Raw genomic sequence first — 14233 nt, 5'->3', positions numbered from 1 at the left:
TAGGCAAGTTATTAGCACAATAATAATTGAGTTTTATTGATAAATGATATAAATTTCTGTGCTGCTTAATTGAGGAATGCAAATGTCTGATCTAAAAAATATCCTACATAAAATCAATGCATTGAGCGATCTGCCTGAGGCACATCTTCTCAAAGATCTCATTGAGCATTTGCGTGTCCCTGAACAAGTATCCAGATCAAATCCTGACAAAGCGAATGAAAATATTCGCTTACTCATTAAGCTATTGAATAAACATCCAGAATATGCAAACGGAATGGCTGTATTTATTTTTACGTTACTAAATAAACACAACTGTATCGCCTCATTTACCGATACGGGTATCTTCTCTGATGAAGGATTTTCTAATAGCCTGATGCGCCTTGTTGGCCATCGCATTGCTCCTTTACTACCTGAGGATAACGCGGTTGTCGATCTGGTTGATTTTTTATTTGATAATAAAGATGACTTGCATTGGCTAAATAGCATAGACCCTACTCTGTGGTATCAGCTTATTGACCTTCTTGTGGTCGATGATGACCATATAAATTTAGTCGCGACAGCTAAAAACAATATTTTAAATGCGATGGTTATACTATCTTATCGCATTAGTGGGGTTGGTCTTCATCCAGATTTAATGAAATCTTATCCACAAATGCTGGATTATTCGGCAGCATTTGTCGCCCAGAATCAAGAAGCCGTTTTATTTGCAGATGAGTACCGAGAGGCTCATCAACTTGACAAACATCGAGATGTAAAACCTCACGAAGATATAGATCCTGCCCCCCTGTTAGTTATGCTAGAGCAGTGTGACAGTATTGTAAATACGGTTCGAAAACGCATCTACAAAACGGGGATTTCGATTCGCCTTACCAATATGTTGCTGCGCCTAGAGCAAAGTATCAAGCGGATGCGAATTTTAAGTGAATTACTCGCTGACAATCAGAAGAACCGCGACAAAGCATTGGTTGAATTGGCTGAAGCAATCATTGTGAGTGTTAAAAGACGCTATAGCATTGGCTACCTAATCAATAACAACACCAAACTCTTATCTCGCAAAATCACTGAAAACTCTGGCCGAGTTGGCGAGCACTATATTAGTACCGATAAATCGGGCTATATAAAAATGTTCAAGAAAGCGGCTATCGGTGGCTTTATTATTGCCTTCATGGCAACTATGAAAATTCTTTCGTATGATCTTGATTTGGCGCCCATGAGCCGAGCCTTTGTTAATAGCATGATTTATGGCTTGGGCTTTGTATTTATTCATATCATTCATGGTACAGTCGCTACCAAACAACCTGCGATGACTGCCGCTGCCATTGCATCAACCATATCAGATAGCTCGGGTAAAAAATCACATAAGTTAGCAAAACTATCTGAGCTCATGGTAGATATAATGCGTACCCAGTTTATTGCGATTATGGGCAACGTGCTTATCGCAATGCCATTGGCTCTTGCTATCTCATTTGCTTGGTTTCAATATAGCGGTGTAGCAATGATAACGACTGAAAAAGCTGGGCATCTATTACAGGATCTAGACCCGATACACTCGCCAGCACTTTTTCATGCAGCAATTGCAGGTGTCTATTTGTTTTTAGCAGGGTTAATAGCGGGTTATTACGATAACTTAGCGCTATTCAATAATATTGGCGCGCGTATTGCTAATCATAGACTTTTATTAAAAGTAATGCCTAAGTCGTGGGTCGAACGTTTGGGTACATTCGTTGACAATAACTTGGGCGCTATTATGAGTAACTTCTTGTTTGGGGTGTTTCTAGGCAGTACAGCCACTATTGGATATATATTTGGCATGCCGTTAGACATTCGCCACATCGCCTTTTCAGCAGCTAACTTTGCCCATGGCTTATTTAATATTGCAGCTGATGACTTTAGTCTTGCTCTTGTTCTCATGTCATTATTGGGCGTTGCCTTGATTGGTATCATTAACTTATTAGTAAGTTTCTCATTGGCAATGATTGTAGCCATGCGCTCGAAAGGTGTGCATCTACCTGAATGGAAGACCGTAGGTAAGCTTATGCTTACTCATATGATCACTCAGCCAAGAGATTTTTTCTTACCTCGTCCTGAACCCATGAAATATGCAAAAATAGACAGTAAGGGCTACATGATTTATGAAGATATGAATAAATCTCAAAAAAACAAACTCTTTCCCAAACATTTTGCAGTTCGCCGTTTATCTGGTGTGAAAGTGACCCCAGAAGGCGTGGCTATCGAAAGTAAAGCCCATAAAGTAAACATTGAAGACAGTGATATTTCTGCTAAAGAGGACAATCTTTCAACCTCAGTAGCTACCCAAAACATATCAGATTTTGAAAAATATGAAGATGAGAAGTTAGTGTCCTTAAGCGACTTACATTATGAGCTGATTTCAAATGACAACTTTACCATACTAAATAACCATGACGGAAATCCAAACAACTCTGTGCCAAACAACTCTGTGCCAAACAACTCTGTGCCAAACAACTCTGTGCCAAACAACTCTGTGAAAGGTAAAAAAGGCCAAATTAACGATTCAACGTATAAAATGCAGCCGAATAAACACGATCAAACCAAAAATGCAAAAACGCCACTACCAAAACCTAAAAACCCACCCAAACTTCCTGAGTAGTTTGGGTGCAAACTTTTATATCATAAGGTTTAAAGATAATAGAGATTTGAAGGGATTGTCATTAAGATGCGCTATTAGAGCCAGCGTTTGGTTCAGTTTTTAGGACAATTTGCTGATGTGGTAAACGTCTTGCCATCTGACAGCCTATAAGCAACCAAACAATTACCCCATACACAGCCGCCGTCTAGCGCCCTTACATGAGGCAAGTCTATTTCAGCTTTTAAAGCAGCCCAATGGCCAAATAAAACTTTACGTTGACGGGGTACTGGCCACTCAAACCACGGGAGAAACCCTTCTGGCATCTCATCGTCTAGACTTGATTTGAAGTTAAATTCTAGCGTGCCATCCTGTTTGCACAAACGCATACGGGTAAAGTAGTTAGTAATCGCTCGAAGACGTGCAAAGCCAGTTAACGACTCTGACCAATCATCTGCCTGTTTGCTATATAGGTGCGGTAACATTCGATCTAACTGCCAAAGGCTACTTGATAATTGGACTTCTACTTCACGCGCATAGGCCATTGCATCGCTAATTTTCCAGTGGGGTGGGATTCCAGCATGGACCATAACTGTGTCATCACTGGGACACACTAATAACGGTTGCCTGCGTAACCAATTTAACAAGTCATCACAATCTGGCGCATCAAAGATGGGGGCTGTTTTATCTTTCTTTCTAACAGACGTAATACCGCGCCAAGCGGCAATTAAAGTAATATCATGATTGCCTAAAACCGTCGCAGCTGCCCCTTTTTCACAAAGCATTTTTACATGTCTTAGCGTAGATAAGGAGTCTTCTCCCCGAGCCACTAAGTCGCCTACAAACCACAATTTGTCTTGATTGAGATCAAATTCAATCTCATCTAATAAATCTACATAAGCAGCATAACATCCTTGTAAATCTCCGATAACGTATTCGGCTCGATAACTCATAAATATACTCTAATCTCTTTATAGTTAATCCATCTAAAAAAGTGGTACAAGGCAAGCGAGCGCAAGTACTACAGTTGTCGGCTTAGTGAGCTTAACGCTGTAACACTTTAAGAGTGGTTCGACTAATTATAGGTTATTTGGGATTACGTCGCTCCATAATATAAATTAAATGCGTCATTGTCTTGAGACTACTAAATTACTTAATGCCACAAAGTCTGCGACATCCAATGTTTCTGGACGTGCATTACCCTCAATTTCTATGGTCGCTAAATCTTCATCTGTTAGAGTTGGCATTAATGAGGACTTCTTGAAAATAGCACGTAAGGTTTTACGTCTATGGTTAAATGTTTCACGTACCACAATCGAGAACATTTCTTCATCCACGGCTTGCACTGGTTTTACGGCATGGGGTCGCAAACGAAAAAAAGCACTCGTTACTTTAGGCGGTGGATTAAAAGCTCCCCTAGGCACGGTAAGCAAATAATCAGCTTCACAGTAATACTGCATAATCACGGACAGTCGACCGTACGTTTTACTACCCACATCTGCCGTGATACGCTCCACGACCTCTTTTTGCAGCATAAAATGCATATCTTCAATAATATTAGCGTATTCAAGAAGCTTAAATAATAGCGGTGTTGATATGTTATAGGGTAGGTTTCCGACAATACGTAGTTTTTTTGCCTTATTATCTCTATCAAATAGCGATGCATAATCAAACTGCATCGCATTCGCTGAGATAACATCAAAACTTGGATGACTATTTGCACCTATGCGCAGCCTCAAACTGCTCGCTAAATCACGATCAAGCTCAATAGCCGTCATTGCCTCTACCTGCTCCAACAAGGGTTCAGTCAATGCCCCCATACCAGGGCCAATTTCAATGAGGTTATCATCACGATTCAAACCAATCGAATCAACGATTTGTGCAATGATACTGTCATCATGTAGAAAATTTTGGCCAAAGCGCTTTCTAGGTTGATGCGAGGATTTTTTTGATACAGACTTAAGATTAGCAGAACGTGTCATAAATGAAGTTTTATTTGATTTTGGAAGGTTAAGTTTAGCATAATTAAAGCTATTTTAAGGATTTTTCAACCCTACCCTTCTCTATCTACTCAAGTTAGTGGCTCTAAACGCTTAAGCTAAGGAGTGAAGGCATCTTTTAATGGTTTAATGACGAATAAGGGTATTAGAAACTGCTTTACGATAATCAATCTCTATAACCAGTACTTCTAAAACCAATACAAGAAAGCAAATGCTCTTAATCTTATTGCCCTTAATCCCCTTACTTCCAGTACTAAAAGTCTTAGACTAAGTGAACACTAGGCTTTAAACATTCAAAACTGTCAGTCTATGGCTTAAGCTTCCAACGCCATTTCGTCTGCCATTTTTAAAGCTTGCCATAAACTGCTACTATTTGCTTGGCCGCTTCCTGCTAAGTCAAGAGCAGTACCATGATCTACAGAAGTACGAATATAAGGTAACCCTAACGTAAAATTGACCGTATTACCAAAACCGTGAGATTTCAGTACAGGTAACCCTTGGTCATGATACATGGCAATGACCGCATCACAGTGTTGTAAATGGCGTTTGGTAAACAACGTATCAGCGGGCATCGCCAAAGAGATAGTCACTCCACTGTCTTGAAACTCTTTTAGAACAGGATTTATTATCTCAATCTCCTCCATACCCAAATGTCCATCCTCTCCAGCATGAGGATTTAATCCGCACACTAAAACTTTAGGCTGAGGTAGTCCAAACTTCTGTTTTAAATCATTCAATACAATTTGTACCGTTTTACGAAGGTTATCCTTGGTAATCGCATCCGCAACGTCTCGTAAGGGTAAATGAGTAGTCACTAAGGCCACCTTCATCGTAGGATTTGCCAGCATCATCACTACTTTGTCACAACCACTTTTCTGCATAAAAAACTCAGTATGACCCGTAAACATCGTACCATCCGTTAGCGTTAAACCCGCTTCAATAAGTACCGACTTTTGCAGTGGCCCAGTCACAATAGCAGAGACATCTTTATTCAAAGCAAGGCTGTGGGCAAGCTCTAATTGGGTCATAACCATTTGAGCATTATTGCTATCCAAACTCCCAGCTATTACTGGGTTACTACAGGGGGTGTCAATGAGTAAAAAAGCAGTGTGTTGATCTGGGTTTATAGGCTGTAAATTATGCTCAAAATTTTTTATAACGTCATCTGTATTTTGCAAGGTCTCTGCTTCTGCTATTTTTCGCCAGAGCAGACTTTTAGAATTCATATCACCATATATTTGCACATAGCGGCTGTGCAACGCCTTTTCATCAGCCAATACAATCACAGCTCTATTAAGCTGCGACAGCTTCTTACTAACGGCGAGTTGTAGCAAAATATCCATACCAATACCTGCTGGCTCTCCAGTAGTTATGACCAGTGGTAATAATGTGTCTGTCTTTTTATTTTGAGCGTGTCTATTTTGAGCGTGTCTATTTTGAGCGTCGGAAACTGTCATACGGCATCCTGTTTTCTAATTATATAGGCGTATCATTAGCATCATATTGATGTATTACTACTGTATTCTTTTCTGCCCTTCTATCAATGTGATAGACTGATTCATATCACTCATATTTTTAAACCTTATAAGTAAAATAATTATATACTTTACTATAACAGTCTTAACCTTTAAAACCCCTAGAGTTTGTAGCCAATCCTGCCAACCGCTTGTATCTACTAGCCTAGGCGGGGCGAGGACTAAGGCAAGATGCGTTATTGTTACCTCGACACCCCCTCTAGCCAAGTCCTCGCAGCCCGCCCAGACCAGTAGGATACCGCTCATGTCAGGGCTAAACCACTCTATCTTTTTTGACACACATAAAAGTTGAAAATGGCGTACTTTAATTTTAAATTATTGAATGGTAACAACATTTATAACCATAAAATCACGCACTATATCACGCACTATATATAGTTACCCCGTAATAACATCGAGACAAGGCAACCGACCCAAGATAGTACAAGTAGAACATTAAACAAAGTTAACACCGTAGCAGATTTATTTGAGACAAACTATATTTTATCTAAAGGTTTTACTCTTATTTAACTCATGTAAAATGTTACCTATGTCGTCATACTCTTTCACAATATTTAGTTTGTTTCTTATCTAAATTGATTATGCCATTTTAATAGCTAAACTTAATAAATAAACCTAACGGCTAAACTTAATAGCTACATACTGACCCACAAGAATTTAACTCCATGGCAGATAACAAGAAAAAAACAACCTCTAAAGATAATAATGATGTTGGATTAGCAGATTTACTCAGTCAACAACCTCCCCATAACATTGATATCGAAAAGGCCCTTATTGCCTCTTTGATGAGCATTGAAGAATCTTATGATAAGATTTCAGACATTGTCACTAAAGATGACTTTTATGCGGGCAGACATCAGCATATTTTTGCTGCTATCGCTCACTTGGCTTTAGTCGGTGAGCCCTATGATACCGTCATGGTACATGATTGGTTGAGCACGCAAAAACTGCTAAAATCTGCTGGTGGCGAAAGCTACCTTGCCGACATCTTGACCCAAAGCCCAGGCACTCTTTTTAACTTAACCGCTTATGCCCAACGTGTGCGCGAGCTTTCTACCCTACGCCAGATGATTACTGTGGGTAACGAGATGTTAGCCCTGTCTTATGACCCCAAAGAAAGAACCGTTAGCGATATTTTGGATAATGTAGAGGCGAAGATTTTTGCCATTAATGAGCAACATAACAACCGTGCAGAGCAGCGTGGACCAGTTGACGTCAATTCAGTGTTGGTTAATGTTGTTGAACAAATTGAAGAGCTAAAACATAATCCTGACGGCATGATTGGTCTGAGAACCCCCTTTACCGAATTGAATAATAAAACACAAGGTTTACAAGCAGGTGATTTAATCATCGTGGCGGCTCGACCCTCTATGGGTAAAACAACCTTTGCTATGAACCTTGCTGAGGGTGTGCTATTTCACGAAAATCTGCCGGTGGTCGTCTTCTCTATGGAGATGCCAGCTGAGTCAATCGTCATGCGACTGTTGTCGTCTTGGGGTCAAATCAACCAAACCCATTTACGTTCTGGTCAAATGAGTGAAGATGAGTGGGTAAAAATGATGGGTGCCATTACCCATCTACAGGAAAAACAGCTGTATATAGATGACAGTACCGCTCTACCCCCATCTGAGCTACGCTCACGCTGTAGAAGAATTGCTAAAAATCATGATGGTAAAATGGGCATGGTTATTGTCGATTATTTGCAGTTGATGAAAGTACCTAACTTAAGTGGCAATCGAGTTGAAGAGATTTCAGAAATTTCACGAAGCCTTAAAGCCCTTGCTCGCGAGCTTAACTGTCCTGTTGTTGCGCTATCCCAGTTGAACCGAAGCTTAGAAAACAGACCAAATAAACGTCCTATTATGTCTGACTTACGTGAGTCCGGTGCCATTGAACAGGATGCTGATTTAATTACCTTTATTTATAGAGATGAGGTATACAACGAGAACTCTGATCATAAGGGTGTTGCTGAGATTATTATTGGTAAACAGCGTAATGGTCCAATTGGTACTGTGCGCTTAGGGTTTGAAGGTCAATATACTCGATTTGTGAACCTAACCCCAGAGATGTATATGAGTATGGAAGGACAGTTTGATGAGTGATACGCCTATACCCTTTATACAATAAACCCTGCAAACTATTGCTTATTTTCTGTATTGAATTCAGTGACCGAACGACGCTATTGAACTCAGCTAGTGCACTAAACAACTGTAATGACACACCTTAACAAAAAGAACCATCAACTTTGAAGATAAATCTTATCGCTTAACACCCACATTAACACAAATAGGATACCTACCAATATGAGCCAGCCCTCCTCACAAGATTTAGTTATTTATAGTGTCGATAATCATATCGCTAGACTGACACTAAATGACCCAAAAAGTCTCAATGCCTTTAACACAGCAATGAAAAAGTGTGTGTTATCCGCACTGAGTCAAGCTGAAGCGGATGACGATGTACGAGTCATTATTTTGCAAGGGTCAGGGGGCAACTTCTCTAGTGGTGGTGATATTAGAGAGATGTTAGAGGGTGGTTTAGATAAAGCGGTGCTAGGGGCAAAGATTAAATCGATGGTAAATGGTGCGGGCGAGGTCAGTTTAATGCTTCGTAAAATTCATAAACCAATCATCGCTAAACTTGAAGGCGCTGTCGCCGGTGCTGGGATGAATCTGGCGTTGACTTGTGACTTTCGTATAGCAGCTGATAATGCAAAGTTTGTGCAAGCATTCGTTAATATTGGTCTTATTCCAGATGCGGGTGGGATTTATCTACTCAATCAACTTGTTGGCGCTGCTAAGACTACTGAAATGGTTATGTTAGGCGATACACTAACCGCACAAGATATGGGTCGTCTAAATTTAGTCAATGAGGTGGTTAGTGTTGACGATTTAGATCATACGACTCAAGCACTGGCTGAAAGGCTGAGTGCCCTACCTGCAAAATCTCTTGAAACAATGAAGCACATGATTAATGTACACGCCTATTCGGGTCTGAATGAAGCGTTAGATATGGAAGTTCTACAACAGTTTAGGATGTCGCAAAGTGATGACTTTATTGAAGGCGTTACCTCATTTATTGAAAAACGTAAGCCTGTTTATAATCAGTAATTAGTGGGTTAAAGGCTGTGCTGCTATTTTTATAGTTGGCGAACTTATAAATCGTGACGCTGTTAACTCCATTTAATCTACTATTGTCATACTTTGATACACATACTTTGATACATGCGTAAGGCGAGAATAGCTGCCTGATAAATTGTTAGAGGTTGCTAACTTAGAGTTTGGTTTGCGAAATCAAGTTGACTTACCATAAAAAAGCCCCGTATCTCGAATACGGGGCTTATTTTTAAGCTAAGCTTTAGCAGGTCAACTTATGATAATTGTGCCACATCAATCTTGTCCGCTTCATCAGAGTAAGTATCCATTCTATCGAAGTTCATATAGCGATATACTTCATCGCCCATGCTGTTTAGCATGCCAGCGTATTGCTGATATTCTTCGTTAGTAGGCAGTTTACCAAGTACCGCAGCCACCGCAGCAAGCTCTGCTGACGCAAGATAAACGTTTGCACCTTGACCGAGACGGTTCGGGAAGTTACGGGTAGACGTCGATACCGCAGTAGACTTAGGCGCGATACGAGCCTGGTTACCCATACACAGTGAACAGCCTGGCATCTCAGTACGAGCGCCCGCTTGTGCGTAGACGTTGTAATAACCTTCTTCCATCAACTGGCGTGCATCCATCTTAGTCGGTGGTGCAATCCATAGACGGGTTTTTAGACTACCTGATGGTACTTCTTGAAGTAACTTACCAGCGGCACGGAAGTGACCAATGTTCGTCATACATGACCCGATGAATACTTCGTCAATCTTGTCGCCTGCCACGTCAGATAAGGTTTTGGCATCATCTGGATCGTTTGGACAGCATAGTACAGGCTCTTTGATTTGACTCATATCAATAGTCATATCAATGGCATATTCTGCATCTTCGTCAGCACGCATTAAGCTTGGGTTTTTGAGCCACTCTTGCATTGCTTCGATACGACGGCTTAACGTACGCGCATCGCCATACCCTTCAGAAATCATCCACTTCAATAAGGTAATATTTGAGTTTAGATACTCAGTGACTGACTCTTCAGATAAGGTAATAGTACAGCCAGCAGCGCTACGCTCAGCTGAGGCATCTGATAGCTCAAACGCTTGCTCAACGGTTAAGTCTTCTAAGCCTTCAATCTCAAGGATACGACCGTTAAATTCGTTAATCTTACCTTTTTTATCAACGGTTAAGTAACCTTCTTTAATCGCTTGTAATGGAATAGCATGAACTAGGTCACGTAGTGTGATACCTGGCTGACGCTCACCTACGAAACGAACACGTACAGATTCAGGCATATCTAGTGGCATAACGCCAGTCGCGGCAGCGAATGCCACCAAACCTGAACCGGCTGGGAATGAGATACCCATTGGGAAACGCGTATGTGAGTCACCACCAGTACCAACGGTATCAGGGAGTAACATACGGTTTAACCAACTGTGGATAATACCGTCACCTGGACGTAAGCTAACACCACCACGGTTCATGATAAAGTCAGGAAGGGTATGCTGAGTTTCTACGTCAACTGGCTTTGGATAAGCGGCCGTGTGACAGAAAGACTGCATGACTAAGTCTGCTTGGAAACCAAGGCAAGCTAAGTCTTTAAGCTCATCACGTGTCATAGGACCGGTGGTGTCTTGTGAACCCACAGTAGTCATCTTAGGCTCGCAGTACATACCTGGGCGGACGCCCTCCATACCACAAGCTTTACCGACCATTTTCTGAGCTAAAGTAAAGCCTTTGTCAGAGCCGGCAGGTTGTTCTGGTTTTGCAAATACATCTGAATGCTCAAGACCTAAGTAGTCACGGGCACGATTGGTTAAGGCACGACCAACAATTAATGGAATACGACCACCCGCACGAACTTCGTCGAGTAAGGTGTTTGAGTTAAGCTTGAAGGTTGATAAGACTTCATCAGAATCATGCTTAGTGATTTTGCCTTCATAGGGATAAACGTCAAAGACATCGCCCATGTTGATGTTATCAACTTGCACATTTTCAATTGGCAAGGCGCCTGAGTCTTCCATAGTGTTATAGAAGATAGGGGCAATTTTGCCGCCTAGTACTAGACCACCGGCACGTTTGTTTGGTACGTTAGGGATATCATCGCCCATTAACCAAAGTACTGAGTTAGTGGCTGACTTACGACTTGAACCGGTACCAACCACATCACCGACATAAGCCAAAGGATATCCTTTTTCTTTTAGCTCATCAATGAGCTTCATTGGACCACGGACACCCTCTTCGTCAGCTTGAATGCCGTCACGAGAGTTTTTGTGCATGGCTAATGAATGCAATGGGATATCAGGACGGCTCCATGCATCTTGTGCAGGTGACAAGTCATCAGTGTTCGTTTCACCCGTTACTTTGAATGCGGTATAAGTCGTTTTTTGCGGTACTTCTGGGCGGTTTAAAAACCATTCTGCATCTGCCCAAGATTTAATAACTTCTTTCGCTTTCTCGTTACCCGCTTCCGCTTTTTCAGTAACGTCATTAAACGCATCGAATACCAATAACGTTCTTTTAAGCGCTGTCGCAGCGTTTTCAGCCAATTCGGCATCATCTAACGCGTCTACCAATGGCAGTACATTATAGCCCCCCTGCATCGTACCTAGAATCTCTACTGCTTTGTTCTTACCTATTAGAGGGGATGTCGCTTCTCCTTTAACAATAGCTGCTAAAAAAGCAGCTTTTACATAGGCGGCTTGGTCAACACCCGCTGGAACACGGTTAACCAGTAGATCCATTAAAAACTCTTCTTTACCTGCTGGTGGGTTTTTTAATAATGCAATTAATTCAGCAGTTTGATGTTCTGATAGAGGGAGGGGTACAGTACCAAGCTGGGCACGTTCTTCGACATGTTTACGATAGGCGTCTAACACAATAAGCGTCCTCTTTAATTATTTTATACAGGTTGGGTAGCACTCACGAGGAAACTCTTAAATAAGTAGAGCTGTGGGGGCTGCCGATACCTTGCTGATGGGTTTAAAGTCCTTTGGTAATATAGCCTAAAACGAACAAAAAGTTAATCACAAAACTGTAATAGAGAGCTCTCTAATCGCCATAATCAACATTTATTAAAAAAATGACCCTATTTTTCACATCATTAAAGATTTACAGAGTCAAGCTGACTATAAATTAAATACTAATTAATTCAATATATTATAGGTTTATAAGATAGTATTTTAAGGGTCTTAAGTTTACATGATGGCAATTGTGTGTATATTTTTACATTAAACTGCTGATGATGTTTTTTACTATTAAACCCGTCATACTAGTGACATTTTTTTAGGATAACCCAATGAATGATGATACCAACTACCAAAATGGACTTAAGATACGTACTGAGGTAATGGGCGACGCTCATGTAAAACGCTCTTTAGAGTCAGCGACTTCATTTACACAGCCTTTACAGGATTGGATAATTGAACATGCTTGGGGAAGCACTTGGCAAGATGACTCAATATTACCCCGCAAATACCGCTCGTTAATTACCCTAGCCTTTCTCATTGCTCAAAAAAGCCCAAATGAGCTTAAAGGCCATATTAGAGGTGCTATCAATAATGGTGCCACAGTCGAAGAGATTCGTGAAGTGCTCATGCATAGCTTACCTTACTGTGGAGCGCCTACAACACAAGAAGCATTCCGAGCAGCAATAGAGGCCTTATCTGAGTTGGGTATCGATTTAGACCGCGAGTAATTTTTTGCTATATTTTAGTAGGCTGTTAGCTCAGTAGTCTCGTTGTTCAATCTTAGTGCTTTTTCGATTTTATTGTACTAGCCCTCTCATTAGGTAGTGCTCTTCTAACAAGTAATAGGTTGGGTTTATTTGCCTTTAGTTTATAAGGTTGAATTATCCGCGCCTAACCTAATATCTGATATAATAAGTGCACTACTTTTATTATTCGATAAATCAATAAACCCTTATTATCACAAGGGTTAGGATAGAAGCTAATTATGACAACTACAGTAAGAACTTTTGTGCCTGAGGCTAAGCCTAAACCAAAAAAAGCAATTAAAGGTGAGAAGCTTCGTGGCTATGACAAAGTAGCACGTATCCCAATTAAGGTTATCCCTACGATAGAAGCCCCTAAGAAACCGGATTGGATTCGGGTTAAAATGTCGTCCCCGTCTGAAGTTGACCGCATCAAAAAGACGCTTCGTAAACAAAAACTATATACCGTTTGTGAAGAAGCGGCCTGCCCTAACCTGCCACAATGCTTTGGCGATGGAACAGCCACCTTTATGATTATGGGTGATATATGCACCCGCCGCTGTCCATTTTGCGATGTAGCACACGGTCGTCCCAATGAGCTCGATAAAGACGAACCACGTCACACCGCTGAAACTATTTTAGGCTTAGGTCTAAAATATGCGGTTATCACCTCAGTAGATCGTGATGACTTAAAAGATGGTGGTGCTCAGCATTTTGTTGATGTGATTAATGAATCTAAAGCACTAAGCCCCAATTGCTTAATTGAAATTTTAGTTCCCGACTTCCGTGGACGTATGGAAGTTGCCTTAGATTTACTAACCGAAACGCCCCCAGACGTATTTAATCATAATATCGAAACTGTAGCCCGTTTATACAAAGCATTTCGCCCAGGATCAGACTATCAGCACTCTCTCAATCTTCTTAAAGAATATAAAGCCCGTCGCCCTGATATAGCCACTAAATGCGGCTTTATGGTGGGTCTTGGCGAAACCGAAGAAGAAGTCTACACATTACTGGATGACCTCAAAGCGCACGATGTCGATATGATTACCATAGGTCAGTACTTACAGCCCAGCAAAGACCATGCTCCTGTTGAGCGCTATGTACATCCAGATGAATTCCAACGTTATATGGATTATGGTAAAAAGATTGGTTTCTTTAGTATTTGGGCGGGGCCTATGGTTCGCTCTAGCTACTTTGCCGACCGTCAATTCTATGGCGAAGACTGCCCTGCACCAATTCGTAGCAAAAGAGCGTTAGAGGCAGAAGGTAAGCTTGGGTGCTAG

9 protein-coding genes are annotated in these 14233 nt (G+C 41.1%); 5 read left to right on the top strand and 4 right to left on the bottom strand.

Annotated elements, in window-relative coordinates; translation table 11 throughout:
• Window positions 1–82 precede the first annotated feature (82 nt).
• Window positions 83–2629: a site-specific recombinase gene (locus tag AC2SLL_RS01430; protein ID WP_486529881.1), complete on the top strand. Its 2547-nt coding sequence runs from the start codon at window positions 83–85 to the stop codon at window positions 2627–2629.
• A gap of 92 nt (window positions 2630–2721) precedes the next feature.
• Here AC2SLL_RS01430 and AC2SLL_RS01425 read toward each other — a convergent pair whose 3' ends face one another.
• The 3 genes from AC2SLL_RS01425 to pdxA form a co-directional block, all read right to left on the bottom strand.
• Complete coding sequence (locus AC2SLL_RS01425) at window positions 2722–3558, bottom strand: symmetrical bis(5'-nucleosyl)-tetraphosphatase (protein WP_486529880.1); 837 nt, start codon at window positions 3556–3558, stop codon at window positions 2722–2724.
• Window positions 3559–3732: 174 nt separating this feature from the next.
• A complete protein-coding gene (gene rsmA / locus AC2SLL_RS01420; RefSeq protein ID WP_486529879.1) occupies window positions 3733–4587 on the bottom strand; it encodes a 16S rRNA (adenine(1518)-N(6)/adenine(1519)-N(6))-dimethyltransferase RsmA in 855 nt (284 codons plus the stop codon).
• Window positions 4588–4919: 332 nt separating this feature from the next.
• Complete coding sequence (pdxA, locus tag AC2SLL_RS01415; protein WP_486529878.1) at window positions 4920–6062, bottom strand: 4-hydroxythreonine-4-phosphate dehydrogenase PdxA; 1143 nt, start codon at window positions 6060–6062, stop codon at window positions 4920–4922.
• Window positions 6063–6805: 743 nt separating this feature from the next.
• Here pdxA and dnaB point away from each other — a divergent pair.
• Together dnaB and AC2SLL_RS01405 are read left to right on the top strand one after the other, a co-directional pair.
• Entirely contained in the window at window positions 6806–8242 is a 1437-nt protein-coding gene (dnaB, locus tag AC2SLL_RS01410) for a replicative DNA helicase (protein WP_486529877.1), read from the top strand.
• 201 nt (window positions 8243–8443) lie between these two features.
• A complete protein-coding gene (locus tag AC2SLL_RS01405) occupies window positions 8444–9250 on the top strand; it encodes an enoyl-CoA hydratase/isomerase family protein (protein ID WP_486529876.1) in 807 nt (268 codons plus the stop codon).
• Between the two features lie 260 nt (window positions 9251–9510).
• Here AC2SLL_RS01405 and acnB read toward each other — a convergent pair whose 3' ends face one another.
• A complete protein-coding gene (acnB, locus tag AC2SLL_RS01400) occupies window positions 9511–12114 on the bottom strand; it encodes a bifunctional aconitate hydratase 2/2-methylisocitrate dehydratase (protein ID WP_486529875.1) in 2604 nt (867 codons plus the stop codon).
• A 419-nt stretch (window positions 12115–12533) separates the two neighbouring features.
• Here acnB and AC2SLL_RS01395 point away from each other — a divergent pair, with 419 nt between their 5' ends.
• Together AC2SLL_RS01395 and lipA are read left to right on the top strand one after the other, a co-directional pair.
• A complete protein-coding gene (locus AC2SLL_RS01395) occupies window positions 12534–12932 on the top strand; it encodes a carboxymuconolactone decarboxylase family protein (RefSeq protein ID WP_486529874.1) in 399 nt (132 codons plus the stop codon).
• Between the two features lie 257 nt (window positions 12933–13189).
• Entirely contained in the window at window positions 13190–14233 is a 1044-nt protein-coding gene (gene lipA, locus AC2SLL_RS01390) for a lipoyl synthase (RefSeq protein ID WP_486529873.1), read from the top strand.

The sequence above is a fragment of the Psychrobacter sp. CX97 genome (assembly GCF_057396285.1).
Note: the sequence above shows the minus strand (reverse complement) of the source record. Positions and strands in the feature narration are given on the sequence as shown.

Excerpts from the sequence above, each read along its gene's own strand:
- AC2SLL_RS01430 (WP_486529881.1), top strand. The coding sequence starts at position 83 with ATGTCTGATCTAAAAAATATCCTACATAAAATCAATGCATTGAGCGAT.
- AC2SLL_RS01425 (WP_486529880.1), bottom strand. The coding sequence starts at position 3,558 with ATGAGTTATCGAGCCGAATACGTTATCGGAGATTTACAAGGATGTTAT.
- rsmA (WP_486529879.1), bottom strand. The coding sequence starts at position 4,587 with ATGACACGTTCTGCTAATCTTAAGTCTGTATCAAAAAAATCCTCGCAT.
- pdxA (WP_486529878.1), bottom strand. The coding sequence starts at position 6,062 with ATGACAGTTTCCGACGCTCAAAATAGACACGCTCAAAATAGACACGCT.
- dnaB (WP_486529877.1), top strand. The coding sequence starts at position 6,806 with ATGGCAGATAACAAGAAAAAAACAACCTCTAAAGATAATAATGATGTT.
- AC2SLL_RS01405 (WP_486529876.1), top strand. The coding sequence starts at position 8,444 with ATGAGCCAGCCCTCCTCACAAGATTTAGTTATTTATAGTGTCGATAAT.
- AC2SLL_RS01395 (WP_486529874.1), top strand. The coding sequence starts at position 12,534 with ATGAATGATGATACCAACTACCAAAATGGACTTAAGATACGTACTGAG.
- lipA (WP_486529873.1), top strand. The coding sequence starts at position 13,190 with ATGACAACTACAGTAAGAACTTTTGTGCCTGAGGCTAAGCCTAAACCA.